Annotated in this window: 24 protein-coding genes; 5 read left to right on the top strand and 19 right to left on the bottom strand. The window is 45.2% G+C overall.

The window, feature by feature from the left end:
- Window position 1: 1 nt before the first annotated feature.
- Window positions 2-736, bottom strand: coding sequence for a hypothetical protein (locus MKY22_RS02105; protein ID WP_341086243.1), 735 nt, complete (start codon window positions 734-736; stop codon window positions 2-4).
- A gap of 123 nt (window positions 737-859) precedes the next feature.
- Here MKY22_RS02105 and MKY22_RS02100 point away from each other — a divergent pair, with 123 nt between their 5' ends.
- Window positions 860-1,498, top strand: coding sequence for a FusB/FusC family EF-G-binding protein (locus MKY22_RS02100; protein WP_341086241.1), 639 nt, complete (start codon window positions 860-862; stop codon window positions 1,496-1,498).
- Window positions 1,499-1,574: 76 nt separating this feature from the next.
- On the opposite strand, the gene MKY22_RS02095 is transcribed toward MKY22_RS02100, so the two are convergent.
- From MKY22_RS02095 to MKY22_RS02075, 5 genes are all read right to left on the bottom strand, one after another.
- Window positions 1,575-3,113 (bottom strand): GGDEF domain-containing protein, encoded by a 1,539-nt coding sequence (locus tag MKY22_RS02095; RefSeq protein WP_341086239.1) that lies wholly within the window; start codon window positions 3,111-3,113, stop codon window positions 1,575-1,577.
- Window positions 3,114-3,309: 196 nt separating this feature from the next.
- Window positions 3,310-5,880 carry a HAMP domain-containing sensor histidine kinase gene (locus MKY22_RS02090; RefSeq protein WP_341086237.1) on the bottom strand — a complete coding sequence of 857 codons (2,571 nt, stop codon included), beginning with the start codon at window positions 5,878-5,880 and terminating at the stop codon, window positions 3,310-3,312.
- Window positions 5,881-6,025: 145 nt separating this feature from the next.
- Window positions 6,026-8,926: a S8 family peptidase gene (locus MKY22_RS02085; RefSeq protein ID WP_341086236.1), complete on the bottom strand. Its 2,901-nt coding sequence runs from the start codon at window positions 8,924-8,926 to the stop codon at window positions 6,026-6,028.
- Between the two features lie 144 nt (window positions 8,927-9,070).
- Window positions 9,071-10,171, bottom strand: coding sequence for a peptide-methionine (R)-S-oxide reductase MsrB (gene msrB, locus MKY22_RS02080; RefSeq protein WP_341086234.1), 1,101 nt, complete (start codon window positions 10,169-10,171; stop codon window positions 9,071-9,073).
- A gap of 207 nt (window positions 10,172-10,378) precedes the next feature.
- Window positions 10,379-11,236, bottom strand: a complete 858-nt coding sequence (locus MKY22_RS02075) for a YihY/virulence factor BrkB family protein (RefSeq protein WP_214856113.1) — start codon at window positions 11,234-11,236, stop codon at window positions 10,379-10,381.
- Between the two features lie 187 nt (window positions 11,237-11,423).
- On the opposite strand from MKY22_RS02075, the gene MKY22_RS02070 reads away from it, so the two are divergent.
- Entirely contained in the window at window positions 11,424-12,518 is a 1,095-nt protein-coding gene (locus MKY22_RS02070; RefSeq protein ID WP_445298363.1) for a nitric oxide synthase oxygenase, read from the top strand.
- On the top strand, window positions 12,515-12,961 hold the full coding sequence (locus MKY22_RS02065) for an NUDIX hydrolase (RefSeq protein WP_341086229.1): 447 nt from the start codon (window positions 12,515-12,517) through the stop codon (window positions 12,959-12,961). The genes MKY22_RS02070 and MKY22_RS02065 overlap by 4 nt, the downstream gene beginning before the upstream one ends.
- A gap of 18 nt (window positions 12,962-12,979) precedes the next feature.
- On the opposite strand, the gene MKY22_RS02060 is transcribed toward MKY22_RS02065, so the two are convergent.
- From MKY22_RS02060 to MKY22_RS02035, 6 genes are all read right to left on the bottom strand, one after another.
- Complete coding sequence (locus MKY22_RS02060) at window positions 12,980-13,759, bottom strand: GNAT family N-acetyltransferase (protein ID WP_341086227.1); 780 nt, start codon at window positions 13,757-13,759, stop codon at window positions 12,980-12,982.
- A gap of 90 nt (window positions 13,760-13,849) precedes the next feature.
- A complete protein-coding gene (locus tag MKY22_RS02055; protein WP_341086226.1) occupies window positions 13,850-15,235 on the bottom strand; it encodes an amino acid permease in 1,386 nt (461 codons plus the stop codon).
- Between the two features lie 216 nt (window positions 15,236-15,451).
- Window positions 15,452-17,248, bottom strand: coding sequence for a mechanosensitive ion channel (locus MKY22_RS02050; RefSeq protein ID WP_341086224.1), 1,797 nt, complete (start codon window positions 17,246-17,248; stop codon window positions 15,452-15,454).
- A 216-nt stretch (window positions 17,249-17,464) separates the two neighbouring features.
- On the bottom strand, window positions 17,465-19,321 hold the full coding sequence (locus MKY22_RS02045) for an ABC transporter ATP-binding protein (RefSeq protein ID WP_341086222.1): 1,857 nt from the start codon (window positions 19,319-19,321) through the stop codon (window positions 17,465-17,467).
- A complete protein-coding gene (locus MKY22_RS02040; RefSeq protein WP_341086220.1) occupies window positions 19,318-21,042 on the bottom strand; it encodes an ABC transporter ATP-binding protein in 1,725 nt (574 codons plus the stop codon). The genes MKY22_RS02045 and MKY22_RS02040 overlap by 4 nt, the downstream gene beginning before the upstream one ends.
- Window positions 21,035-21,520, bottom strand: coding sequence for a MarR family winged helix-turn-helix transcriptional regulator (locus MKY22_RS02035; protein WP_312452122.1), 486 nt, complete (start codon window positions 21,518-21,520; stop codon window positions 21,035-21,037). The genes MKY22_RS02040 and MKY22_RS02035 overlap by 8 nt, the downstream gene beginning before the upstream one ends.
- A gap of 155 nt (window positions 21,521-21,675) precedes the next feature.
- Here MKY22_RS02035 and MKY22_RS02030 point away from each other — a divergent pair, with 155 nt between their 5' ends.
- The gene (locus MKY22_RS02030; protein WP_341086218.1) at window positions 21,676-21,807 is read left to right on the top strand and encodes a hypothetical protein; all 132 of its coding nucleotides are present in this window, start codon (window positions 21,676-21,678) and stop codon (window positions 21,805-21,807) included.
- A 44-nt stretch (window positions 21,808-21,851) separates the two neighbouring features.
- Here MKY22_RS02030 and MKY22_RS02025 read toward each other — a convergent pair whose 3' ends face one another.
- A complete protein-coding gene (locus MKY22_RS02025) occupies window positions 21,852-22,721 on the bottom strand; it encodes a cation diffusion facilitator family transporter (protein ID WP_341086217.1) in 870 nt (289 codons plus the stop codon).
- Between the two features lie 298 nt (window positions 22,722-23,019).
- Between MKY22_RS02025 and MKY22_RS02020 the strand changes: the two genes are divergently transcribed.
- Window positions 23,020-23,343 carry a thioredoxin family protein gene (locus tag MKY22_RS02020; RefSeq protein WP_341086214.1) on the top strand — a complete coding sequence of 108 codons (324 nt, stop codon included), beginning with the start codon at window positions 23,020-23,022 and terminating at the stop codon, window positions 23,341-23,343.
- A 77-nt stretch (window positions 23,344-23,420) separates the two neighbouring features.
- On the opposite strand, the gene MKY22_RS02015 is transcribed toward MKY22_RS02020, so the two are convergent.
- The 6 genes from MKY22_RS02015 to MKY22_RS01995 form a co-directional block, all read right to left on the bottom strand.
- Window positions 23,421-23,600: a hypothetical protein gene (locus MKY22_RS02015; RefSeq protein ID WP_341086212.1), complete on the bottom strand. Its 180-nt coding sequence runs from the start codon at window positions 23,598-23,600 to the stop codon at window positions 23,421-23,423.
- Window positions 23,601-23,754: 154 nt separating this feature from the next.
- The gene (locus MKY22_RS17345; RefSeq protein WP_445298377.1) at window positions 23,755-23,856 is read right to left on the bottom strand and encodes an excalibur calcium-binding domain-containing protein; all 102 of its coding nucleotides are present in this window, start codon (window positions 23,854-23,856) and stop codon (window positions 23,755-23,757) included.
- 16 nt (window positions 23,857-23,872) lie between these two features.
- Complete coding sequence (locus tag MKY22_RS17340; protein WP_445298362.1) at window positions 23,873-24,052, bottom strand: hypothetical protein; 180 nt, start codon at window positions 24,050-24,052, stop codon at window positions 23,873-23,875.
- 114 nt (window positions 24,053-24,166) lie between these two features.
- Window positions 24,167-25,021: an RsiV family protein gene (locus MKY22_RS02005; RefSeq protein ID WP_312452113.1), complete on the bottom strand. Its 855-nt coding sequence runs from the start codon at window positions 25,019-25,021 to the stop codon at window positions 24,167-24,169.
- Window positions 25,005-25,508, bottom strand: coding sequence for an RNA polymerase sigma factor (locus MKY22_RS02000; protein ID WP_341086206.1), 504 nt, complete (start codon window positions 25,506-25,508; stop codon window positions 25,005-25,007). The genes MKY22_RS02005 and MKY22_RS02000 overlap by 17 nt, the downstream gene beginning before the upstream one ends.
- Window positions 25,509-25,636: 128 nt before the next feature.
- Window positions 25,637-26,110 carry a hypothetical protein gene (locus MKY22_RS01995; RefSeq protein ID WP_312067804.1) on the bottom strand — a complete coding sequence of 158 codons (474 nt, stop codon included), beginning with the start codon at window positions 26,108-26,110 and terminating at the stop codon, window positions 25,637-25,639.
- Window positions 26,111-26,156: the final 46 nt, after the last annotated feature.

Below are 26,156 nucleotides of genomic sequence, written 5' to 3'. Positions count from 1 at the left end.
ACTAGGACGAAGAAGACTTAGGTGAATGCTGTCGAAAAAGACGTTGACGTTTCTGAAAGACGTAATAACATAGGAGTAAAATACACATTATGCCAATTCCCGCTACGATTTGTTGCAAGAGAATGAGACGTTCGTTAAACAATAGTCCAGCTAAATACCAGATGAGTGCGAGACCAAATACCCAATCTGAATGGATTGCGATGAACAGGAGTCCACCGATAACAGCTAATGCGAGCACAATCGTGCTCCATTGGGTTTCGGAAAGACTGAATAGAGAAGTGAACTGAAAATCCGACAAGATCCGAAATGGTAAAATCAATAGCATCGTACTGATCCAGGCAAGCAACACTGAAAATGGAGAGCGCATCCACGGCGAACGCCGGGGATGGTGTTGAATTTTCATATAGACTAAGCAAAGGCTGATGAAAGAAATCGTCGTCGAGACGAGTTCCCAAGGGGGGCCACTCATACTACTGATTCCAAGCGTCACGAGTGATAATGCAAGCCATCCTCCGATATCTTCAATCAGTTCTCGATCCGCAGGGAAGGCACGTACCGGTCGAATACACCAAATCAATAATGTCGTAAACACGACACCGGCAATGGCGTCAAAGAATGGTGCAGGAACAAGAGGTAACTTAAGAATGGTCATCGGATGTTGCCAAACGACGCGTGCTAGCATTGCAAAGAGGAATGCTCCTATATTCATCAAGCGTAAAAATGTTAAATACTGCACCTCCCTTTTAACCTCCTCATTCAGTCTGTTATTTAATTCCCGCTGTAGGAGTCCGAAAAACTAAAATGTCGCTTTGTTCTGTTGCCAAATTCCGGTATGATGAAAGGAAAAGGAGGAACGAGAATGGACGCATTTTTACTACCCCATCAATACAATTTCATTCGGAATCAAGTCGAGCTGCTGCAACATCAATTCGCAGCCGTTCATGACCCCGATGTTCGTGATGCTGTTCGGTACAGTGCCGCTGAAAAGATACTTGATCTATTGCCAATACTTACACCGGAACAGGAAATCTTGCTGACGAACATTCGTGACGCTGAATCCGAACAGGATCTTCTCATATATTTGACACGTGTGGAGCCGTTCGTCCAACCATTTCCGACCATCTCTGAATCACGAATCCGACAGCTCTTTAAAAAAACGAAAAAGCTACACGTTCCGCCACTTCACTCCTTTGAGTGGACACACACGACGTTTTTAAGCTGGAACGATACCGGAAATCGGAAAAAATATTTCGTCTATCCCTTGAATGGTGAATGGATTGGCGTAGAAGGTACCTATCTACCATCGATTCAAAAAGGGATTTGTGCGATTTGTCATACGTATAGTGATATTACACTCGTAACTGTCACGACACGCCGTTCGACTGAGCAGCATCAAACGATTGGTCATTATATGTGTATCGATAGTGATGCTTGTAATCAAGCAGTGACCAAGCCGGACGTTATTGAAACGTTCTTAGCCCGTTCGCAAAAGAAATGATATGCATCAAAAAACACGTTCGTATGACTGGTCCGTTTGGATCAGTATACGAGCGTGTTTTAGTATATGATTTCATTTATACCTTCGTTACCGTCGAATCATGCATACAAAATTGATTTTTCCCCCGACGTTTTGCTTCGTACATTGCAAGATCTGCCTGCTCGATCAAGTCCGATCGAGAGGCTGCATGTGTAGGATAAATCGCGCCCCCAATACTTGCCGTCACAGGAAGTGGGATGATGCCATGATGAAACGGCTGTCGAAACAAGGAAACCAGGTGCTCTCCACACTGCACGACTTCTGATTCTTGTTCAACGTCAAATAATAAGACGATGAATTCATCCCCACCCTGTCTCGAAATGACCGTATTAGGCGGTAGTTTCTTTTGTAAGCGTGCCGTGACGTCGATGATGAGCTGATCTCCGACACGATGTCCGTACGTATCATTAATCTCTTTGAAGTGATCGATATCGATAAAGAATAATCCGACTTGTCCTTCACTCGCTTCCGCTCGGTACAAGGCATCTTGAAACAATCGTGCAAACAGATACCGATTCGGTAACCCTGTCAAAGCATCGTGATACGCCATGTGCCGCATCTCTTCCATGGCAGATGCTAGTGCTTCCGTCCGTTCCTCTACCTTCGCCTCAAGGTTTTCACGCAGTCGTTGATTATCAACGACGATCCGAATTTGACGGGAAATTAATAACGGAATCGCAATCATCAGACCAATCGTCAAACCATTCCAACTGATTGTTTGCCGTGCCATCGTCACGAATAGAATTAACAAGAATACGTATGGCGTAATCAAACGCAAGACATCGATCCATTTCCAAGCGACATCAAAGCTGACGAATGATTCCTCAGCATCAAAACGATAAGCTGCTAATCCGACGATCATGACAGTCGCTAACCATAACGGATCGAGCCAACTCGAAGGGATGGGGTAATCAAATCGTTCTAGCACGACGTATAGAAGGTCGGCAAGTAACTGAAAATGAAAAGCGAGTAAAATTAATAACAACGAGCCACCATTGCCACGCTTCATCAAACCAAAAAACAAGACAATCATTCCACCGAGTAATAATAAATCGCCGATCGGATAACGGAGCCATAAAATCGTTTCGATCGTCAGCAGCGTATTCGCTTCTAAATACGGTGTCACTAAATAGTGCCATGAGAGAGATCCTGCAACGACTAGAATGATGAATTCATCAAACAAAAAAACACGCAAGTTGACCTCACGTCGTCGATTGCGAAGAAAATAACCAAAAGCGATCAAATAAATCAAGATTTGAAGACTAAAGATCAAATCGATCCAGTCAAACGATTCCGTTCGTATTCGTCCTTGTAGTAAATATAGAAGCTGTCCACATTCGCCTAATCCAAGCATGGCGTTAGCCAACAATAAAAGAAGAAATAAACGATAGGTAAAAGAGCGTCTTGTCTGACGTCGTTGTATCTGCCAAATCAAATAGAGGGAGATCGTTACACCACCAATCGTGAACAGACTGTTGACGACTTGTCCGATGGATGTATCCGTTCCAACGCACGTCACCCAGCCGATATGAAAGAGTAACCAACCGATGACGACACCTAACCATTTTTGATACATTGACGAGTCCCCCCCTTCCTTTTTTAACCATAGTTCGTTTGTCCTGTAGGTATATCGGTTCACGGTTGCTGTTTATTCACTCTTTTTTTATTTTCTTGAATTTTTTGAAAAGATCACTCTTTTTAAACACAAGCAAAAACCGTGTTCACACCTAAGCGATTTGAACACGGTTTAACAGAAATACATCATGTTTTCTTTAACTAGAACGTCGATTCTCTTCTGTCGACTCGATCGATTCACTTAAACTGAGCGGTAAGACGATGATGAAGCGACTGCCTTTACCGACTTCAGATTCGACGTGGATGACGCCTTCATGTTCTTTGACGATTTCTTTACAAATCGATAAACCGAGTCCAGTTCCACCGATTCGACGTGTATCGGAATTATCGACACGATAGAATTTATCAAATAAGTGGGCAAATGCATGGTGAGGAATTCCAATTCCTTCATCTTTCACTTCAATGATGGCTTGATCATCTTTCGTATCGATCCAGACATCTACACGTCCACCATCGGGAGAATACTTGATTGCATTGTTGATCAAGTTACTCATCAATTGTTTGATCCGGTCTTCATCTCCTAATATGAATGGACGATCCGGACTGAGCAATTGCAAATGAAGATCGTGTCGTTCACTTGAAGCGTCATACAGGGACATCACTTGTTCAGTTAGGCTGAGCAAATCAAGATGTGCCATTTGGTACAACTGTCCACCCGACTGCATCCGTTGAACGTCTAAGAAGTCCGTGACGAGGTTCGATAATCGTTCTGTCTCATTATGGATCGTCGCTAGATACTTCTGCTGTTTTGAGTCATCGATCTTTCGATTTAGCATCAACTCTGTAAAACCGTAAATCGATGAGAGCGGCGTTCGCAATTCATGTGACACAGTCGAGACAAGTTCTGTTTTTAGACGATCGGCTTCTGTTTCCCGGGTAATATCCCGTAAGACGAGAATGATTCCCTTCCATCCCCCGACGACATCAATGCGTTCCGCGTAGACTTCTAGATGCGCCGTATTGTTTCGAACATCAAATCGGACTTTGTCCGGTGAAATCTTACCGGAACGAATTAAATCCAGATACGTATTAAAGGCTTCAACATCATCCACCAACTGACGCATCACATCAATGACGTACTCACTCGAAGGTAACGTCCGATCTACTGTGAATTCCGTTTGAAGTTCTGGAATCAAGTCAAACAATGGACGGTTGACGTATAACTCTCCATTTCCATCCTCGAGATAAATGATCGCTTCTCGAATTGAGTCCAACACTTGCTCGGTCTTTTCTTTTTCCTGACGCATTCCTTCATAAGAACGCGTCCGTAGAAGTGAAAGCGTCATTTGTTGCGCAAACTCGCGAATATCCGTCAGCTGTTGTCCTTTATATGCAGATTTGTAGCGAACGAGATAGATGGCAGCAATCAATTCATGCGTTTCTGGATCTTGAACCGGAATCGTCACCTCATACGTACTAAAGGAATACGGATGCTCTTTTTCACGTGTAACGCGCTTCTCCGATTGAACGAATTCCATCTTGCGAACAGATCGATTGATGACGGACATCTCATCTTTCAGGAGATCTTTTAAATAGTCCATCGTCATGCCGTTTGTTGTTGCACCCATAAACTGCCCTTCTTCATAAAGTAATAGAGCACCGTACTCTGAAGAAGTGATATCGATCATCTTTTGAACGATTGCTGGATACGATTCGACAGTTTCGCGAACGGCAAGTGCCTCTGTTAGTTCACTACGTAATCGCAACTTTTCCTCATTCTTTTTCGTCGTTTGATACGCTTCTTCGAGTTCCTCTTGTTGCGCCTGTAACTCTTCTTGTTGCGCGAGCAATTCTTCACTTTGCGCTTGCAATTCTTCATTTTTACCTTGCATCGCATCCGTATGAGCATTCGTCGTCACGACCATCCGATTAAAGGAAGCACGTAATAATCCGATTTCGTCTGGACGTTTTTCTGTCGTCTTATCGATTTCAATTGGTTCCTTGCGAGCAAGTTTTTGATTATCGTCTACTAATCGTAACAACTGCCACGTCATCCGGCGAAGGAACGGGTGAACGAATAGAAGAATGAATGCGACGAGCATAACGATACTTGAGATCCAAATCCATTGTGATTTTGCAACTTCACTCCGCAATTCCCCGACAGCGGTTTCTTGCTGTTGACTTAAATTCGTCCGGTATTCGTCAAGCGCTGCAGATGCTTTTTCAATATCTGGCGTAATATCGATCGAACCGTCTGCAGTTGGCTTTAACTGTCCTTGTTCAACGAGTCGTTTCGCAATTGGTAAGGAAAATAGACTATCCCCCTGTAAAAAGTCTTCATTGATCCGATTCGCCTTTTTTTCATTGACGTAAGACTGGGTCAGCGGAAATAAGACGTCATAGTACAGTTCATATAAATTCGTCATTTGTGCCGCGAATTCTTCTTCTTCATCCGTTTTTGCGTTTCGCATGAACCAATCGGTCTCACTTTTGATATCTGTACGGAGCGCTTGGATTTCGTCAAACCGTTCCTGGTCTCCAAAGATGACAAACCCTCGTAAACCGAACTGAACCGTTTGCCAATTGTCCCATAAATCGTTGGCTCGGCGATTTTGTTCACTGATCGTTTCTAAATTTTGTTTAGACGTTTCAATTCGCCCTTCCATGTAGTCATAGACAAAGAACGAAGTAATCGATACTACGATCAGTACCGCATAAAAAACCGTCAGCAACTGCCGACCGATTCGTCGCCGAATCCAATTCATCATGAATGTATCCTCCTCATCATTCATTGAATGATGCTTTTTCATTTGTTTCTTTTAATATAATAGAAACGCTTTCGAAGCAACAGCTAAGATGTACAAAAAAAGACCTTTTCTCGGAATGTACCCGAAAAAAGGTCTTTTCATACTCTTATTTTTTCGCTTTTTTCACTGTCACAGACGTTACAGGACTCACTTGTCCGCGTGTATTCTTAACGTAAACCGACAGTTTCGCTTTTGCTTTTTGCTTTGGAATTTTGACGGAATAGTTTCCTTTAGAAGAAACCGTTCCTTTTCCGATGACTTTTTTCTTCGCATCTTTTACGTAGACGCTCAGTTTCTTTTCAGCTGTTCCGGTTACTTTCGTTTGACCGGCATAGACTGATTTCACTTTTGGTGCAGTTGGCGCTGGTAAGACTTTTACGATCGTCGGTTTACTTGTTCGTTTTGCAATATCCGTCACCGTAACAATCAAGCTTGAACCACCAACTTGCTTTGGTAACTTCGCGCTGAACTTACCTTTTGCATCGACTTTCGCTGTTGCAATTTTCTTTCGTTTCGCATCTTTGACTGTAATCGTACCGCCCGCAAGAGCTGTACCTGTCATTTTTGTCGCACCGGCAAGAACCGGTTTCACTTTTGGTGCTTTTGGTGCTTTTCCAGGAAGTACTTCTGTCCGTTCCGATGTGACGTCTAATCCATTCGCATAGCGAACCGTCAGAACTGTTTTTTGGTTTTGACGCGGAATCTTGACGCTGTATTTTCCTGCTTGTGCTGTTGTTGCAGCTAACTTTTTATTCGTTGTTGTTTCTTTGCCATTCTTATCTTTTGTTACGACAGCTGCCCACACTTCAACTTTCGTCCCTGTCTTGACTGTTCCAGAAACAACTAGTTGGTTATCGTAGACATCATTGACGTTCCCGTTCAAGTTCAACTGGGAGATCGCACGTGGAATACTGACTTTCCCGTAGCCAGCGACTGGACTGACGTAAGCTGGGAACTCAGGCTCGATTTTCTCACCATCTTCGTCCTCATCTTCAAATTCATACCAGTCATTCGGATTTTCAAACGCAAGCGGTTCTGCACTCTTACGCAAGATTTGTTCGATTTGCGCTGGTGTCAGTTTCGAATTTAGTGATTTCAAGATACCCGCTACTGCGGCAACATGTGGCGAAGCCATACTTGTTCCATCCATGTACACCGTGTTACCGTCTGGAATCAAACTAGCCACTTTTGATCCTGGCGCTACGACATCAAGTCCAACACCATAGTTTGAATAATCCGCGACCATTCCGAGAGGATTCGTCGCTCCGACAGAAATCGCATATTCCGAGTTCGCTGGGTAACCGACCATCATGTCGTAGTCATTTCCTGAAGCAGCTACGACCGTAACACCATGATCTGCTGCATATTTCATCATATAAGCCATCGTCCGGCTCTCACCGCCACCAAGACTCATATTGATGACTTTTGCATCATGATCAACTGCATATTTAATCCCGAGTGCGATGGCGTCTGTTTCCCCTTCACCGTTCGCATTCAAGACTTTAACCGGCAGGATTTGTGCCGATTGATGGATTCCCTGGATACCATAATCGTTGTTCATCGTTGCTGCGATGACACCTGCCACGTGTGTCCCGTGACCATTGTCATCAATTGCATCCCCGTCACCGTTGACGGAAACGTAGTTCTTTTCGTTTGCGATATCAACTTTGCCTTGTAAGTCCTTCAAACGATAATCAACACCTGTATCGATGACTGCAATCTTAACAGGAGCTAACTTTTTCGTTCCAAAACGTTGTTGGAATGCTTCAAAGCCGATCCCAACGTTATCAAATTGCTCAAAAGCAGTCTTTTTATTGACGGCCCACTGGTAGTCGAAGTTGATATCACTTGTCGCACGGTACGTCTGAACTTTCTCAACGTACTCAACGGCTGAAGAACGATTGAGTGATTGTTTTAATGCTGCCGCTGATTGACCTTTAACAGTTGGATCTTCCGTCACGATGACGAAGTCTCCCGCATTGCCAAGGGATAAACGTTCTACATCATTTGCCTGAACGCCCGCAATCTTCATCGAACGGTTCATCTTACCTGGTTTTAGTTTGACGATGTAACGTGTTGCTTCTTTTGATTGGATACTCATACCCATTGACTGGAATGTTTCGCTTAACGAACTACCACTTAATTTTGAGATATCCATTTTATTTGCATATCCATCAATCTCTTCAGCGATCACAGTAGGTGACGCTTCACGTGATAATTTGTAAAGACGATCGACAGCTTGTTGATCAGCTTTCGTCAACGTGTATGACGTTCCACGCACGAGTGCTTCCATCGCTGGTTTCAATGTTTTTAAATCTTCGTATGCTTGTTGACGCTTATCTTTGTTAAATAAAAGTGTTTTGACGACATAAGGCGATGCTTTGTAGTAAAGCGATGTCAAAGCGCGTCCAGCATCCGATTGGCTCAATACTTGTTTTTGAATCGAGTGCATGAGCGCAAGCATCGGTTTTTCTTCTTTTGTTTGTTTGAGCGCTTCTTCTGCCATACAGCTGATATCATTGATCGGTTCATACTCAACCGGCAATTTGACGTTGTTATACGTTAGTTTAGCGTGCGCTGCTTTTGTCGTCTTCCCTTCTTCGATGTTCGGGTAATATTCTACTTTGACATAATACGGTCCATCCCATGCGTATGGAACAGCTAGTTTTGTCGGTGTTTTTTCATTTGGCTCTGCTTCTGTCCGGTAACGATCAAACGTATCGTCTTCTGCAGCCATCGCTTCGCTCGGATAAGCTGTTACTTGAACAGGTTGATCCGTGTCGATTGATAACTCGAAGTGAGAGGCAGTTTTTTCTACACCCGCTTCATGATTGACGCGGTACCAATATGTATTTTTTTCTTCCGTTCCTGTTTCAAGCGTCGTCTCTTGACCTGCTTTCAAAAGCGTTGCTTTAGCAAGGGCAGTCTCCGCCTTTGCTGTCGTAGGTCCTACTCCAAGCGTCAAAATCAGACAGCTCAGCATGACCCAAATCATCAGTTTCTTCACAGATGTTCCTCCTTCAAAATGGACGTACTTTATCTTGATTATAAACAGGATATGGATAAAATGGATATTTATTTTATGGATGTATCTTACAATTTTGAAAGGAAAGGCACTCAATGCTCACACGCATTGAATGCCTTTTAATGATTATTTAAAATCTGCTACATATTCGCTGTATCCTTCTTGTTTCAATTCCTCTTTCGGAATGAAACGTAAAGCAGCCGAGTTCATACAATACCGAAGTCCGGTCGGTTTCGGACCATCCGAGAAGACGTGTCCGAGATGTGCATTCCCATGTCGGCTCCGAACTTCCATCCGTTTCATCCCGATCGAGAAGTCACTTTTCTCAATGATATTCCCCGGCTCAAGTGGTTTCGTAAAACTTGGCCATCCTGTCTTCGAGTCATATTTATCGTTTGATGAAAACAGTGGTTCACCAGAAATGAGATCGACGTAGATCCCGTCTGCCTTTAAGTCCTGATACGGATTATCAAATGCCGGCTCTGTCCCATCTTCTTGTGTCACCTCGTACTGGATTGCGGTTAGTTTCTTTTTAATTTCTGCGTCTGATAATTTTGGATACGTTGGAAGGTTAAGTTTTGGTTGATCGTTCCAGTAGCGATTGATAAAGTCATCGCGTCCAGAAGCTGCCCGATAAAACTTATATTTTTTCTCATTCGTTAAATAATAATCCTGATGGTATGCCTCCGCTTCGTAAAAAGGACCTGCTGCAATCAATGGTGTGACAATTTTATTATCAAAAACCTGTTGTTTCTCTAAATCCTGTTTCGATTGCGTTGCAATTTCTTTTTGTGTTTCATTCGTGTAGAAAATCGCTGTCGTGTACGATTCCCCTCGGTCGACGAACTGACCGTTTGCATCTGTCGGGTCAATCTGACGCCAGTAGACATCGAGTAATTGTTTATATGAGATGACGTTTGGGTCAAACGTGATTAACACCGCTTCCCGATGCCCTGTCGTCTCCGCCGATACTTGATTGTATGTCGGATTTTCGACATCACCACCCGTGTAACCGGAAATGACCGATTTAACTCCTTTTAACTCCTCAAACGGTGGCTCCATACACCAGAAGCATCCTCCAGCTAAGATTGCCGTCTCTTCCGGTTGATAACTCAATTCCTTACTACCACTTGATTTTGCCTGCTGTTGCTGGAACACGAAGTATCCCCCGACCATGACGACGATGAGACCAATGACGGATAAAACTGTCCACATTCGTTTCTTCATCTCCCTTCGCCTCCTTTATTTGGCTTACGTCACGTGACGTCGATTGGATGTTCTTTTATCTAACTGTACCGCGCTGTTGCTGGCTTGTCGTAGCATGTGCTTAAATGAAGCACATTCATTTATCTCTTCCTATGATCATACTAAGATATATGTTTTTAATAAAAAACAGCTGACACACCGTCAGCTGCTTTTATTCGTGCTCAATCGTTAACGTACGCTCTCTTCTTTGATTTTTTGCGGCTTCATGATTTTTGCTTCTTTTTTCTGACGCATGCGTTCCGCATTCATCAGTCCCCCTAACATCAAAACAACAGCCGATAAATAGAACCATGTCATCAAGACGATGATTCCGGCAAGCTGACCGTAAAGACGGTCGTAACTCCCAAACTCAGCGTAGTAAGAGAAGAATTCCGAAACGACTTGCCAAGCAATCGTTGCGAAGATCGCCCCGGGAAGTACCTGACGAACCGTCAAATGGACACTCGGTAGGATCCGATACAATAAGATGAAAAAGACAAGTAAGAACAATGTCCCGATTCCCCAGCGGAATAAGAACCAAATCCAAGAGTAGTTCGTCACGAAATCAGCGACAATCGCAAAGTGGTTGATGAAACGTCGTGTTAGTTTCTCTGAAATCGGAACAATCAACGAAATCGGTAAGATGATCATCATCCCGATTGTAAAGGCGAAGTCTTGTAACAGTCCGCGCCAAAACGGTGCTTTCCGTGTCACTTCGAGCGCATCATTTAGCGAGCGGACAAGTGACTGGACCGACATCGAAGCAAGCCAAAAAGCGGCGATGAAACTGATCGAGGCAAGCTTAAAGCCGCCTTGATCAAAGATTCCGACGACGTTCCGCTGAATCAAGTCGTACGTTTCTGCTGGAGCAAATGGTCGAATCAAATCCAGCACGTTTTCCGACGTAAACGGTAAGAACGAGACGATCCCAACCACAAATAATAAGAATGGGAATAAGGACAACATCAGATAATAGGCGAGCTGAGCTGATTTATCAAAAAAGGCTTCACCAAAAAAACGGGCAAATACAGGTTTGATTAAAGACATACAAATTTCCTCACTTTCAACTCATTCTCTACACTATCCCCCATTTCATAACTTCTTTAAACTTTTGGGAGTCTTTTGAACTTATAACAGCCTTATACATCATTCAAGTTTGGCGCTTCGTTTCTTCGCGGGGTACACTAGGAACAGAGATTGTATCGTGCTTGTTTTTCAGAAAGGATTTCGATTCGTGGACCCATTCATTCAATCCGAAGCAGAACGCTTCTTTACTTCTTATATAGAGCAATACCCCGAAATGTCCGGACGTCAGCAAGAAGTCATCCGTTCGATTCAAACGACAGGAACATATGAACAGACGGCTTCCGAGCTCGCATTCGGTGCTAAGCTCGCTTGGCGCAACAGTAACCGATGTGTGGGACGCCTCTTTTGGGAGCAACTTCATGTCTTTGACGCGCGAGATGCGTTGACCGTCGAAGCGGTCCGCGACGCGTTATTTGAGCATATCCGGTTCGCGACGAATGAAGGACGAATTCGCTCGACGATCACGATTTTTCATCCGACACGTGTGCGGCTGCATAATCACCAACTGATTCGCTACGCTGGTTATGAGACTGCAACAGGAATCATCGGCGATCCGGCTTCTGTCCAACTGACACGACAATGTGAAGCACTTGGCTGGACAGGGGCAAAAACACCGTTTGACATCCTGCCTCTCTTGATTGAACTCGATGGACAACGTAGTCTGCATCCGATTCCAGACGAGCTCGTGCTCGAAGTCAGCATCACACATCCTGACTATGACCTGTTTGATGGTCGCGAAGTCCGCTGGTATGCCGTACCGATGATTGCTGATATGCAGCTTGAGATTGGCGGTATTGTTTATCCGTGTGCCCCGTTCAACGGTTGGTATATGGGAACAGAAATCGGCGCTCGTAACCTCGCCGATACGGATCGTTACGATCTGTTGCCGCTCGTCGCGACGCAACTCGGTCTGAACACATCGCGTGAACGTTCACTCTGGAAAGACCGAGCGCTCGTCGAACTGAACGTCGCCGTACTCGAATCTTTTGAACGCGCTGGTGTTACGATCGTCGATCACCATACCGCTGCGAAACAGTTCGCTCGTTTCGAAAAAAATGAAGCGGCATGCGGTCGTGATGTCACCGGAGAATGGTCCTGGCTCGTACCACCGATGAGTGGTGCAACGACGCATATGTTCCATAAAGATTACGACCCAGAAATCAAACGACCGAACTTCTTTCCAAAACCAACACAGACAGCGCCTGTGACGGGTTGTCCGTTTCACCAAGGAGTATTGAAATGAATTATGTCGAACAGTTACGTCGAAAAATCGGTCACGATCCGGTCATTCTCGTCGGTTCCGTTGTCCTCGTCGTGCAACATGAACACATTCTGCTGGAACAACGGAACGAAGCACAAGCTCGCTTCGGTTTGCCAGGTGGATTAATGGAATGGGCGGAATCACCGGAAGAGACCGCTTGTCGGGAACTCCTCGAAGAGACTGGACTGGAAGTCGAACGATTGACGTTACTCGATGTCTACTCCGGTCCGCAATACGTGACGACCTTAGCGAACGGAGACGTCTTTCAAAGCGTCACTCTCGCCTATATCGGTGAACATCCGATCGGAACGTTAAAGCAAAGTGACGAAAGCATCAAACTTCAGTTCGTTTCGCTAGACGACTTACCCGATCACTTGGTCGGTTCTCACGCTCGAATGATTGAAGACTACAAAAAACGCCGCTGAAGTATAGCGGCGTTTTTATTATAGTGACTGACGCATGATGTATTGCTGCAAATCCCGTTGTATCCATCCTTCAGAACGTAATGCTTCCCACACTTGTACATCTGTCGATTGATAATGATAGGTCGTTCCCGGTAAATGGCGGACGACTTCTGTCGCATGCTTTGCTTTATGTTCTGTTGGACCGACGATCGACAATAAAGCAGCCTCCGCTACAGCGACGACACTTTCCTCGAGTTGATAATAATTCGCCTGCAAATATTGCATGACATGAGGATCTTGTTGCCAGATGTATTCTCCTTGTCCATGATACTGTTTTAAGAACTCTGTTTCTTCGATCGCTGGCAAAGCGGATTTTTGATGTTCATCGGTTAAATGAAAATATCCAATTTCTCCAACAATCTTGTAGTGAAGCGATTGATACAATCGAATCGCCGGATCGTTCCCTTGAATGACTTCAAGCATCAGTTCATCCATTCCGATTTCCTTAGCGTGGCTCAGTTGCGCTTGATACAAGGCTTTTGCAATGCCAAGTCGTCGATACTGCGGTGAAATTCCCAGCCCTCCACACCGCATGATGCGTTGACCATCGATTTCCTTCCAACCGTTCAGCCAAAGACCAACCGGTTTTTCTCCATGGTAGGCAATAAACGAATGTTCCAACTGGTTTCCGTCTCGCTCGAGAATTCGCTTCTGAAACTCTGCTTCTGATAAGTGCAGCGGAATCAGATAATCTTGAAATCCATCCTGCATCGTTTGATATGCTGTTTTTACGTCAGGCACGCGTTGAATATGAATCATCGAAAAACCTCCTTTTCCACTGAGCTGTTTCGCTTTCGTTCGCCTCATTTCCTGCACACAAAAACACCCTTGTCGCCAAGGGTGCCCTACTTATTGAATTTTAGAACGGCTACGTCCGTAACCAAAGTAAACAAGCAGTCCGATTGCTGTCCAAACGAAGAAGGCAATCCATGTGAATTTCTGTAAGTTGACCATCAACATGATACAAGCGAGGACTGATAGAATCGGTAAGACTGGTACGAACGGAACTTTAAAGGCACGCTTCAAATCAGGACGCGTCCGGCGCAGAATGATGACTGCGATTGAGATGAGCGCGAATGCTGCCAGTGTTCCGATGTTGATCAATTCAGCAAGTGTACCGAGTGGCACGAATCCAGCAATCAAACCAGCGATTGTTCCGAGAATCCATGTCGCTTTGACCGGTGTGTGTGATTTTTCATTAACATCCGAGAAGACTTTCGGTAAAAGTCCGTCACGGCTCATCGCGAACAAGAGACGAATAAGACCAAATGTCATAACAAGGATGACCGTCGTCATACCAACGATGGCACCCAAGTCAACAAATCCAGCAACCCAGTCTTGACCTGCGACTTTTAACGCAAGCGATACGGGACTATCGACACCCTCGAACTGTTTGAATGGAACGATTCCGACCATGATAGCCGAAACGACGACGTATAGAACGGTAACGATCGCAAGCGATCCCAAGATTCCGATTGGTAAGTTACGTCCTGGGTTTTTGACTTCTTCTGCCGCTGATGTAACCGCATCGAACCCAAGGTACGCAAAGAAGGCAATCGCCGAAGCTTGTAAGATCCCACTCATACCAAACGGAGCAAATGGTTTATAGTTGCCTGGTTCGACATACCAAATCCCGACGACGATGAAAAGAACAACGACGGCAACTTTGACGAGTACCATGACATTGTTGACGCGTTTTGTTTCTTTAATGCCAAGCGAAAGCAAGAGCGTGATGACCATTAAAATCAAGAATGCCGGTAAGTTAAAGAATGTCTCGCTTCCCGGTACAGCTCCTGGCGCAGCTGTTAAAGCCGTCGGTAAATGGACGCCGAAACCTGCTAAGAGCGACTGGAAATATCCTGACCAGCCAGTTGCAACGGCACTTGAAGCGAGTCCATATTCTAAGATCAAACACCACCCGATGATCCAGGCGACAAGTTCCCCGATCGTTGCGTATGTATACGTATATACACTACCTGAAACAGGAATCATCGACGAGAATTCAGCATAACAAAGGGCTGCGAGTGCACAGACGACTGCAGAAATAATGAATGAGATCGGTAAAGCTGGTCCAGCGTAAAGAGCACCCGTTCCTGTTAGAACAAAAATTCCGGTTCCGATGATGGCACCGATTCCAAGTAAAATAAGGTCAAACCCTGATAAATGACGTGCCAGTTTGGAATGTTGTTTCATATCCATCATTACACTGGCATCTTTCTTGCGAAGCAAACTCATGTTTCATCCTCCGAAATTTTCTATTTTTCTGAATATTCAAATCATTGAGGTAATTGACTTTCTAATCATAACAAACGATGTCAGGTTCGATAAGTCTTTTTTTCTGTATTTTTTCACAAAGTAGTCAAACCACTTTTGTGAAAATACGACAACGCTTTGATGCATCAACGCGAAAACACCCTTTCCCCTAAAGTTAGAGGAAAGGGCGTATTCTCATTACGGACGATCATTAGGGTGATCGAGGTTTGGACCTTTATGATCATTTGGGTCAATCGGATAATCATCTTGTTGTGCTAAATCATTTTCTGGCAACGCACCTTTTGGTGTACCATGTGTCGTTTCATCTGTTGAAGATGAACGCGCTGAACGTGGTGCACGATCTGGTGTGACATCATCCGCTGCTTGTGACGCAGCACCTTTTGCTGCATCTTTCAAGCTTGGTGAAGAAGAAGTCGATGCAGACTTACTTGGAAGATTCGATGTGTCGACTTCCGTGTTATCTGCTTTCTTTTGCAGACGATCGAGGTAACGCGATGCATTATCACGTCCACCGAGACCAAAGGCAAGACCGAAAGCAAGCGCAAGTGCTCCAAGGATCAAGATGAAGGCTGAGTTGACGATTGTATCCGCAACACCCAATTGATCAAGTGCCATGAAGACAGCAAGTGCAAGAATCGCATACTTCGCAACGATTGAGAGGACTTTCAGTTCAGAGTTACCGAACAGGCTGTCCATCGTACGTTTGACAAGGTTGCTGACGATGATCCCAATCGCGAGAATGATGATCGCTGTCAAGACGCTTGGCAAGAAAGCAAGGACGGCACGACCGAGGTCGACCATGAAATCAAGACCAATCAAGTTGAAGGCTTCGACGACGAAGAGAACGACGATGACGATCTCAACGAGTGCACCAACGATGGAAGCTGGTGATGTAGACGCTTGGTTCGCATCCCACGTCCCGATTTTCAAGTGACGTGTTAGATTGTTGAATCCAAGACGTGACAGGAGATCCGTAACGAATTTCTTGATGAAACGTCCGACATAAAGACCGACAAGAATCAGAACGACACCGACAATGATATTCGGAATCATACCTAGGACATCGTTCAACATGTTGATCGCTGGTCCTGTAATTCCTTTAATATTTAATTGATCAAGTGCTGAAATCGTGATTGGAATCAGAATCAAGATGAAGACGACTGTTCCAAGAATCGACGACAGTGATTTCGAATCTTTTTGATCATTTGAACCAAGATTGAAGCGAGATGCAAATTTATCCGTTCCAACAGCATGAAGGAAATTCGTCACGATATCGCGGACGATTTTCGCTACGAGGAAGCCAACGAAGAAGATGGCTGCCGCAGCAATCAAGCGTGGAATGAATCCAAGGAATGACGATAATAATTGGCTAAACGGTTGTGAGACACTCTCAATGTTCAACGCACCAAGTACACCTGGTAGGAACAGAAGCAAGACGAGGTAGAAGACGATTTCCCCTGCGATTTTTGGATAAGCTGAAAGATCTGTCTGACCTTGAAGCATCTTGTTCGAACGTACTTTGTCGTTCGCCATCAGCTTCGTACCTGCTTTGACGATGATCATGCGGAGAACGACCGCGATGACATATGCTAAGAGGAGGATGAGGGCTGCTTTCAGGATATTCGGTATTGCCGCGAGCAATGTACTCATCGTATCCGCAAGTGGTCCCGCAATGATGTTCAGATTAAGGATATTGAAGACCAAGATCAGGACGAAGACCATGAGAATCCAAAAGACGACAGTCCCGATAATTTTTTCAGGTGTCCACTTTTTCTTCTTTGGTGGCGCCCCTTCTTTTTGAGGCGATAACTTGTTGACGACCCCAGATTTCTCTAACGCTTTTTGAATCCCATTCGCAATCAGCTTAGCAATGAGCCATCCAATTAAAAAGACGATGATCGCTCCAAGCAAGTTGCCGAGTGATCCGAGAATGCCGTTCAGGTTCAACGACGTTCCGTTCCAAATGTTATTCATCTTTTCACACTCCTTCACCTAAAATAAAATTATATGTTTCTGACACTTCTTTAATTTCCCCAGCTTAAGGATTTATTAAACCAGTGTTCGTACCAGAATGTGGAGTTTCTTGTTTTATCTAAAAAAACTGGATGATTACAGTATGTGAGAATACACAGTTATAACAATCATTTCGTAAAAAAAGCAGTATCGTCTACATGACGACACTGCCCTATATCACACGACTTCTTTTTCAGAGAATTGGCTGTTGTACAGATCCGCATAAAATCCATCTGCCTCGAGTAATTCCTCATGAGTACCTTGTTCGATGACACGCCCTTGATTCATGACGAGAATCAAATCAGCATCTTTGATCGTCGACAGACGGTGAGCAATGACGAAACTCGTCCGTCCTTCCATCAACCGTCGCATTGCTTGCTGGATGAAGACCTCCGTCCGTGTATCGACACTAGAGGTCGCTTCATCAAGGATCATGATCGGAGGATAGGCAAGAACTGCCCGAGCAATCGTCAACAACTGTTTCTGACCTTGCGAGATGTTCGAAGCTTCCTCGTTTAAAACCGTATCATAACCGTCCGGCAATGTCCGGATGAAATGATCAGCATGTGCGGTCTTCGCTGCCGCGATAATCTCTTCTTCGGTTGCTCCACTTTTACCGTAAGCAAGATTGTCTCGGATCGTACCGTTGAAGAGCCACGTATCTTGTAAGACCATACCGAACGTCGTCCGTAAGTCTTCGCGTGACATCTCACGGGTATCGATGCCATCAATCCGAATCGTCCCGCCGTTTAATTCATAAAAGCGCATCAATAGATTGATCATCGTCGTCTTACCGGCACCCGTCGGTCCAACGATCGCGACGGTTTGTCCCGGTGCGACATCAATGTTCATATCCTCGATCAAGAGATCGTTTCCGTAACCAAAATCAACGTGTTCGAATGCAACGGCTCCTTCAGCCTGCGCAAGACGATGCGTCGTCACTTCTTTAATCTCTTCTGCTTCGTCGAGTAATTCAAAGACACGTTCCGCTGCTGCGACCGTCGATTGGACGATGTTCGCGATGTTCGCCGTTTGTGTGATTGGTTGTGTGAACTGACGTGTATAGGTGATGAACGCTTGAATATCCCCAATCGAGATCGCCCGTTGCGTGACGAGAATCCCACCGACGATACTGATCAGGACGTAACTGATGTTCCCGATGAACATCATCATCGGCATGATGATCCCGGAGATGAACTGCGCTTTGCGCCCTGCTTCATACAACTCCTCGTTAACGGCATCGAATTGCTCGACCGCTTTGCGTTCATGTCCGAACGCCTTGACGACAGAGTGTCCGGTATACATCTCTTCGACGTGTCCGTTCAACTGACCGAGTGTTCGTTGTTGATCGGCAAAGTATTTTTGGGATCGTTTCAAAATCGGACGAATCGCAAAAATCGAGACCGGCAACGAGACGAGCGAGATCAGTGTTAACAATGGACTAATCGTCAACATCATGATTAGAATCCCGACAATCGTCACGATCGACGTGATGAATGAAGTCACACTTTGTTGTAACGTACTCCCGATCGTATCGATGTCGTTCGTCACACGGCTTAGTGTCTCCCCGTTCGGACGACCATCATAGTATTTTAATGGCAAGCGTTCGAGTTTATGGTTGACGTCCTCACGTAAATCGTAGACTGTTTTTTGAGCGATGCCCGACATCAAATACTGTTGCAAGTAATTGAACAGACTACTGATGATATAAAGTCCAGCGAGCCACAAGAGGATCTGTCCGATTTTCGTGAAATCAATTTCTGCTCCTGGTACACCTTGGAATTTCGCATACGCACCTTCAAACAATTCCGTGATCGCCGTTCCCATGATTTTTGGACCGGCAATCATGAAGACTGTACTGAGGATCGCTGCTAAAAAGACACCGATCAGTGCCGTCCAACGCGGACGCAGATACCGAAGCAGGCGTCGGAACGTTGCTTTGAAATCCTTTGGTTTTTCACCAAGCATCATCATATTTCCGCCACCGGGACCACCAGGCGGCGGACCGCCGGCAGGTCGTTTCTTCTCACTCATGCGATTTCCTCCTCTGATAGTTGTGACTTAACGATTTCCTGATAGACGGCGTTGTTCGCAAACAACTCGTCGTGCGTCCCGATTCCAGCGACTTTCCCTTCATCAAGGACGATGATTTGATCGGCATCAATGACGGTACTGACACGCTGAGCAACGATCAAGACCGTCGCTTCGCGTGTTTCTTCCCGTAACGCTTTCCGAAGAGCGGCATCGGTCTTGAAGTCGAGCGCTGAAAAACTGTCATCAAAGACATATAGATCTGGTCGACGAACGAGGGCCCGAGCAATCGACAACCGTTGTTTTTGCCCACCAGAGACGTTCGATCCGCCTTGTTCGATCCGCGCATCGTAACCATCCGGCATCCGTTCGATGAAGTCCGTCGCTTGCGCAATTTGTGCTGCATGCGCGACCTCTTCATCTGTCGCGTCCTCTTTCCCGAAACGAATGTTTTCGGCAATCGTACCTGTGAACAGTAACGCCTTTTGGGGAACGAAGCCGATTTTCGACCGCAGTTCCTCTTGCGGTACGTCCTGGCTATTAACGCCATTGACGCGAATGCTTCCTTCCGTCACATCATAAAAACGGGGAATCAAATTGACGAGCGTTGATTTACCGGAACCGGTCCCACCGATCACAGCCGTTACTTCACCTGGTCGTGCCGTAAAACTAATATCGGATAAAACGGGTGTCTCAGCTCCTGGATAACGGAACGTGACACGATCAAAGACGAGCGTTCCTTTTTCACGGTCAGCGGTTTGTGTTCCCTCATCTGTCATCGTTGGTGTCATCTCGAGGACTTCATTGATCCGTTTCGCCGAGACGGCTGCCCGCGGAATCATGACGAACATGACCGATGCCATGACGAGAGCGAACATGATTTGCATGACGTACTGGATGAACGCCATCAAGTCCCCAATCTGCATACCACCATTATCGATCCGGATGCCCCCGAACCAAATGACACCGACGACCGTCAAGTTCATCACGAGCATCATCACCGGCATCAAAAACGCCATGATTTTATTGACCTTGATCGAGACTTCCGTCAAATCGGCGTTTGCTTTCGTTAATCGCACTTGCTCATCGCGTTCCCGGTTAAAAGCACGGATGACACGGATCCCGGTCAAGTTCTCACGTAGGACAAGGTTCAGACGGTCGAGTCGTTTTTGAACCTTTCCGAACAACGGAACCCCTTTCCACAAAATCAATAGGATCGAAAGCACAAGGACCGGCATCGCTGCGACGATGACGAGCGATAGTTTGGCGTCTTTTGAGACAGCCATGATCAATCCACCGATGAACATGATTGGTGCACTGACGACCATCCGTAACATCATGATGACGACTTGTTGAACTTGTGTGATATCGTTCGTCGTCCGTGTAATCAATGACGCCGTTCCGACTTGATCGAACTCTTGCAGGGAGAACCGTTCGATATGATTAAAGACTTGGCGACGGATATCCCGTCCGAGCCCCATCGATGCCTTCGATGAATAATAACTGGCGGCAACTGCAGCTAACGCTCCGATACCGGTAATCCCTAGCATGACGGCACCAATTTTCCAAATATACGCGGTATCGCCGGTAACGACGCCTTTATCGATGATGTCCGCCATCAGTGTCGGCAAATAGAGATCAGACATTGATTGTGCGAAAACCAAGACGAGCACGGCAAGAACTGCCCATTTATAGACCGTCAACCGTTTGAGTAACTTAATCATCCGAGCATCCTCCTTTCATATCTGGCTGTAAGATACGTCCGATGCCTTCTGCAATCTGAGCATGCGTCGCAAGCATCTGCTCGAACACCTCTTGATCAATCGTCTCAAGGACCTGTTCGAGTTGACGTTGCATTCCCTTCTCTTGTTCTTGAATCTCCGTCACGAATTGTTGTCCTTGATCACTAAGCGATAGGACGACTTCTCGTCGATTTTCAGGATTCGTCTCCCGAATGACCCAACCGGACTGCACTAAACCTTCGATCGACTGACTCAGTGTGCTCTTTGGTAAATGCGTATGTGTCGCGAGTTCTTTTTGCGAAATCGGTCCACGTGGCGCAATCGTCATCAAGCTATGAAATTGCGGTAAACTGAGTCCGTTTTCCTGCGCCGTCTGGTGTGCTGCTCGAACGAGATGTCGTTGTACATTCCAAAACGACTGCATCATCGCCGTTGAACGAACCGTTTCCGTTTGCTCCATCCTGTTTCGCCTCCTTGTTCCATTTCAAATCGTTCCAAAAGGAACAATTACTTATATGAATTAAAATACGCTGATTATTCCTGGTTGTCAACGAAAAGGCGATGTGAAAAATCACATAGTTTTGCTATGCTTTTATAGAGAAAGAGTGGAGACAGATGAGACAGGAATCCATCGACTGCGTCAGTTGGTCGATCGATGAACTCATAACATCTACGTATACGATCTATTCACCAGAAGCCGAGCAACAGTACGGAGCACTGGCTCTTCATATCGAGTTATTGCCATAAAAAACGTCTTTTCTACAGTCAGCGTAGAAAAGACGTTTTTGAATTCATTCGGGTTCGACGTGAACATGGATATCATAGACACCGTATTCATCCGTCAGCGTATCCTCAACACGTGTTGCGATATCGTGCGCCTGATGGATATTCAAGGTGGAGTTGACAAGGATGACGACATCGACGACTTCATTGTTGCCGTAGTTACGTCCTTTGATCGACTTGATGCCTTTGACACCTTCGAGATCGAAAATGACATCTTCGTACATCTTCAGTTTCTTCTCATCAAAGCCATCCGTCAGTTCGTGTGACGCTTCCGTGAAGATATCCCATGCTGTCTTACAGATCAAGAAGCCGACGATGATCGCTGTCACGACATCGAGCCAGGGCATGCCGAACTGTGATCCGACGATTCCGATCGTCGTCCCGACACTGACCCACGCATCGGATAGATTATCTTTCGCTGCTGCCATGACGGCTTTGCTTTCAATCTCCTCGGATAACTTCTTATTGTAACGATAGACGAAGTACATCACGAGAGCTGAACCAATTCCGACGTACGCTGCAAGAACATCAGGCGATTCCTGCTTGCCTTCGAACAACGTCGAGATCGTATCGATCAAGACTTGGAGACCAACTGCCATCATGATGAAGGAAGCTACGAGCGAGGCAATCGTCTCACTTTTCCAGTGTCCGTACTTGTGATCGTCATCTGCCGGACGTTGTGAGATCCGTAAGCCGATTAAGACGGCAATCGACGCGATGATGTCAGTCGCGTTGTTCAAACCATCCGCCCGGAGTGCGGCGGAATCTGCTGTATACCCAATGATTAATTTTAAAGATGATAACAAGATATAGGCTGCAATACTGATCATCGCACCGCGTTCGCCGCGTTTTAGATTATCGTATTTTTGTTGTTCCATTCTCGTCGCCCCACTTTCTCTGCGATCAGCAAACCTCATCGTACCAGTCGGAAATCGAGTGGGTCTAGAGAAATCATTTTGTTTCGAACTAGGTAATTAACAAACGCGCAATAATGTTTCCCTATGCCAAACTGAATTCGATTATGTCATCTAGCTATTTCAAAGAAAATCGGTAGCATCCCCTTAAAGATTAACCAACTTTTTTGACTTGTCAGACTCTTTGACGAACATAATTCGTGCAAGTTCTGAAGGGAATCGGTAGACTAAAGGTACAACACCAAGAGGAGGAGTTCTCACAATGGCAGAATTCATTAAGAGTGAAGAAACATTCAAGGAATTGATTTCAAGTGATGCACCGGTCATCATCAAGTTCGAAGCAGACTGGTGCCCGGACTGCAAACGGATGGATTACTTTATGCCGGATGTCGAGTCACAATTCGACCACTTACCAATCCATACGATCGACAAGGATGGGTTCCCTGAAATCGCATCGAACCACGATGTCATGGGGATCCCAAGCTTGCTCGTCTTCAAAAACAATGAAAAACTGGCGCACTTGCACAGTGCAAATGCTAAAACACCAGAAGAAGTTACAGCCTTCTTAAAGCAAAACTTCAACTAAGCAAAAATAACCTGACGCCGCAGCGTCAGGTTATTTTTTATGTACCGATCTGATTTGGAGTGCTACTTCAATCCTTCTCAGCTTTTCTTAAAAAAGATGCGAGTGAACAGATTCGTAATCGTTCCAGCTATCGCTGCTTCGATCAGAGCGACGCTCACGATTGCTAATGAATCCTGTATACCTAATGCGCCCAAGAAATTAATGAGATTCAGAATCAAAAATAGAATGAAGAAAATCAGATAATCTCGTTTTCGCATAGTAATCCTCCTACTCAACACATATTTGTCGTCTTTCATCGCTACAACACTACCATACATGATGATTTTCTAAGGATTACATAATTGAAAGGAACATCTAATCTGTACAAAAAAGTAGTCTTTCTCTCGCTCGAGAAAGACCACTTTTTCTTATTTAACGTTCACACGCGATACCGTCTTTATCGCGATCTCTTTTTGTGTTTAAGTTATATGTCGCAAGACTTACGTATGCCTTATATTTTGTTGCTTTGTAGATTGGTTTTCCATGCTTGTCATACCCGGTCCGATTCTTTTAGCCCCGCTTTTTTCGCGACGCCACCTTTATACGTCTTCTGCATTTCTGCACAACTTGAAAAGGCCTTTGCTTTCGTCGCAGCTTCACTAGCTGCCGGAACATGAAGCAAGGCGAGACTAACGACACCTGCGAGTACGAGCCTACTCCATTTTTTCATAGGGATTCCTCCTTTTTTCAAAAAACAACGATTTGTCTTTTGATTATAAGAGGTCATTTTTAGAAATTGTTTCCTTTTTTCATTTTTACGTCAATGATTTTTAAAATCTGACAATCAACGAATATAGGATGAGCTGACGAGGTCGTCTTTTAAGATTGAAGTCGGGATCTTAAATTCAACGATGCCCATATATCCTGGAGCGATGCTGTATTCATCAAACGACAGGACTAATTTGTGGTCTGTTGTAATATAGAAATTTTGCTTCGCGGAAATGCGCTTGAACTGTTCGCTCTCCGGTACATCTGGTGTTCCTTCGACAAAGTAGACTTTCCCTTCATCTGCCTTCATTTGCCGACGCATTTCTTCCTTTAGATAATCACTGATCGTCGTGATATATCTGTCATCCTTGAATAGGGATGGTAACGTCAGGACAAGCTGTTGTTTCTTATCAATCGTATCGTACTGGACGCTTTCCGATGCACTTGCCCGTGTCTCCGTGACGATTCGACCAATCGACAACAGGTCGTCCGTATCCGTCTTGATGTCGTATCGGCTATCGATCGCAAATACTCCTTCTTGTCCGTGCGTCTCTTGTTTGAACTTTTCATATAACGCTTGTCCTTCCGCGATATACTTTTCATTCAGCTGTTGCTCGAGCGCTTTGTCCGGTAACGTCACTTGGGGTGCTTTAATATCAGCCGACTGTTGTGTCTTCGTCTCTTTCCAATCAATCGTCACGATCTCAGTCAGTTGACCGAAGACCGGCACCTTCGCCATCGCGTCTGCAAACGACGCATTACTATTTAATCCGCCAATGAATAACGTGATGGCGGCCGCTGTAATCAACACGGATTGCTTCGTCCGCGAAGGACGAGTTCGACGCTCGACTCGGGCAATCATTTCATCGAGTTCTTTTGGGACCGGTGGTTGTTGGTAAGCCTGTTTCAGATCATCAAGTTTGTTTGACATCTAGATCATCTCCATTCAATTTCATTTTCAGTAAGGTCAACCCTTTATAGAGGCGAGACTTGGTCGTACTTAGATTCAGCTCTAAAATCGTCGCGACATCTTTTAAGATCAAGTCCTCGAAATAGTGTAAGATAACGACTTCCCGGTACATGACAGGTAGCTCCTCTAGCGCCTGTCGTAAATCGGAATCCGGGTATGTATCTTCTTTCGTCGCGACAAGTTCGATCAGTCGCTCCGAGTCGTAACTGATACTATGCTGACGTTTCCGGATCGCATCGATCGCTGTTCGTGTCAAAATCTGATAGAACCAGGCTTTCATCCGTTCATCATCCTCGAGTCGGTCGAGTGATTGTAACGCTTTTTGGATGCTGTCCTGAATGACATCCAGACTATCCTGTTCATTTTTCATATAACTGTAGGCTAACCAGTAGAGATTCGGTTTGTATTGCTTTAAAAAACGGACGAATGCTTGTTCCCGTTTTCTCATTTGACGAGAGGTCATAGGCCGCGGCTCCTTTTTTCGATATCGTTCTGTGTATACATCATTAAGACGGGCGAGTCGAGAAAAAAGTTGACGACACAACAAAAAAGGCGACACAAGGTCACCTTTTTGAATCAATAATCTAAATGCCGTGATGCATCATTCCAGACTTTTACGTGAAGCGTGATCAAGGCGATACCGTACAGAACACTCATGTATAACGAAAACTCACCAAACAGAACATCCGTCCAGGCATTTAATCCAAACAATGGGATGACGAACAGGAAATAGAATATGAACTGAACACTCGCAAGCCCATCAAACCAAATCGTCTCAGAAAACGCGCCTTCAAGTAACGAAACACCGTAAATGAATAACGCCGCAACGAGACCAATCCGGATATACCAGACCATAAGTCGAAGCGCTTTATCTTCTTTGATATAGAATAGAGACCCGACTAAACCAATAAGCCAGACAACGGAGGCGATGCTTTGCCATCCGTTAATCATTCCGTCCGGATGGAGCATGGCGGACCATCCGTTAATTCCGATCATGACAAGTAAACCTAAAATAAAGATGAACCGATACGGTAAGTCCCTCTGACGCATGACGTTTCCTCCCCTGAAAACGAATAGATGTCACCTCTATCCTTTA

The sequence above is a fragment of the Exiguobacterium sp. FSL W8-0210 genome (assembly GCF_038006045.1).
In the GTDB taxonomy this organism is placed as follows: Bacteria; Bacillota; Bacilli; order Exiguobacteriales; family Exiguobacteriaceae; genus Exiguobacterium_A.
This window is presented reverse-complemented; position numbering and strand designations above follow the sequence as displayed.

What these genes read in the sequence shown, in the direction of transcription:
- MKY22_RS02095 (WP_341086239.1), bottom strand. Translation starts at nt 3,113, where the DNA reads ATGTATCAAAAATGGTTAGGTGTCGTCATCGGTTGGTTACTCTTTCAT.
- MKY22_RS02035 (WP_312452122.1), bottom strand. Translation starts at nt 21,520, where the DNA reads ATGGAGCAAACGGAAACGGTTCGTTCAACGGCGATGATGCAGTCGTTT.
- MKY22_RS02075 (WP_214856113.1), bottom strand. Translation starts at nt 11,236, where the DNA reads ATGTCTTTAATCAAACCTGTATTTGCCCGTTTTTTTGGTGAAGCCTTT.
- MKY22_RS02030 (WP_341086218.1), top strand. Translation starts at nt 21,676, where the DNA reads ATGAGACAGGAATCCATCGACTGCGTCAGTTGGTCGATCGATGAACTC.
- MKY22_RS02015 (WP_341086212.1), bottom strand. Translation starts at nt 23,600, where the DNA reads ATGCGAAAACGAGATTATCTGATTTTCTTCATTCTATTTTTGATTCTG.
- MKY22_RS02090 (WP_341086237.1), bottom strand. Translation starts at nt 5,880, where the DNA reads ATGATGAATTGGATTCGGCGACGAATCGGTCGGCAGTTGCTGACGGTT.
- MKY22_RS02005 (WP_312452113.1), bottom strand. Translation starts at nt 25,021, where the DNA reads ATGTCAAACAAACTTGATGATCTGAAACAGGCTTACCAACAACCACCG.
- MKY22_RS02040 (WP_341086220.1), bottom strand. Translation starts at nt 21,042, where the DNA reads ATGATTAAGTTACTCAAACGGTTGACGGTCTATAAATGGGCAGTTCTT.
- MKY22_RS02050 (WP_341086224.1), bottom strand. Translation starts at nt 17,248, where the DNA reads ATGAATAACATTTGGAACGGAACGTCGTTGAACCTGAACGGCATTCTC.
- MKY22_RS01995 (WP_312067804.1), bottom strand. Translation starts at nt 26,110, where the DNA reads ATGCGTCAGAGGGACTTACCGTATCGGTTCATCTTTATTTTAGGTTTA.
- msrB (WP_341086234.1), bottom strand. Translation starts at nt 10,171, where the DNA reads ATGAAGAAACGAATGTGGACAGTTTTATCCGTCATTGGTCTCATCGTC.
- MKY22_RS02025 (WP_341086217.1), bottom strand. Translation starts at nt 22,721, where the DNA reads ATGGAACAACAAAAATACGATAATCTAAAACGCGGCGAACGCGGTGCG.
- MKY22_RS17340 (WP_445298362.1), bottom strand. Translation starts at nt 24,052, where the DNA reads ATGAAAAAATGGAGTAGGCTCGTACTCGCAGGTGTCGTTAGTCTCGCC.
- MKY22_RS02065 (WP_341086229.1), top strand. Translation starts at nt 12,515, where the DNA reads ATGAATTATGTCGAACAGTTACGTCGAAAAATCGGTCACGATCCGGTC.
- MKY22_RS02100 (WP_341086241.1), top strand. Translation starts at nt 860, where the DNA reads ATGGACGCATTTTTACTACCCCATCAATACAATTTCATTCGGAATCAA.
- MKY22_RS02000 (WP_341086206.1), bottom strand. Translation starts at nt 25,508, where the DNA reads ATGAGAAAACGGGAACAAGCATTCGTCCGTTTTTTAAAGCAATACAAA.
- MKY22_RS02045 (WP_341086222.1), bottom strand. Translation starts at nt 19,321, where the DNA reads ATGAGTGAGAAGAAACGACCTGCCGGCGGTCCGCCGCCTGGTGGTCCC.
- MKY22_RS02020 (WP_341086214.1), top strand. Translation starts at nt 23,020, where the DNA reads ATGGCAGAATTCATTAAGAGTGAAGAAACATTCAAGGAATTGATTTCA.
- MKY22_RS02060 (WP_341086227.1), bottom strand. Translation starts at nt 13,759, where the DNA reads ATGATTCATATTCAACGCGTGCCTGACGTAAAAACAGCATATCAAACG.
- MKY22_RS02055 (WP_341086226.1), bottom strand. Translation starts at nt 15,235, where the DNA reads ATGAGTTTGCTTCGCAAGAAAGATGCCAGTGTAATGATGGATATGAAA.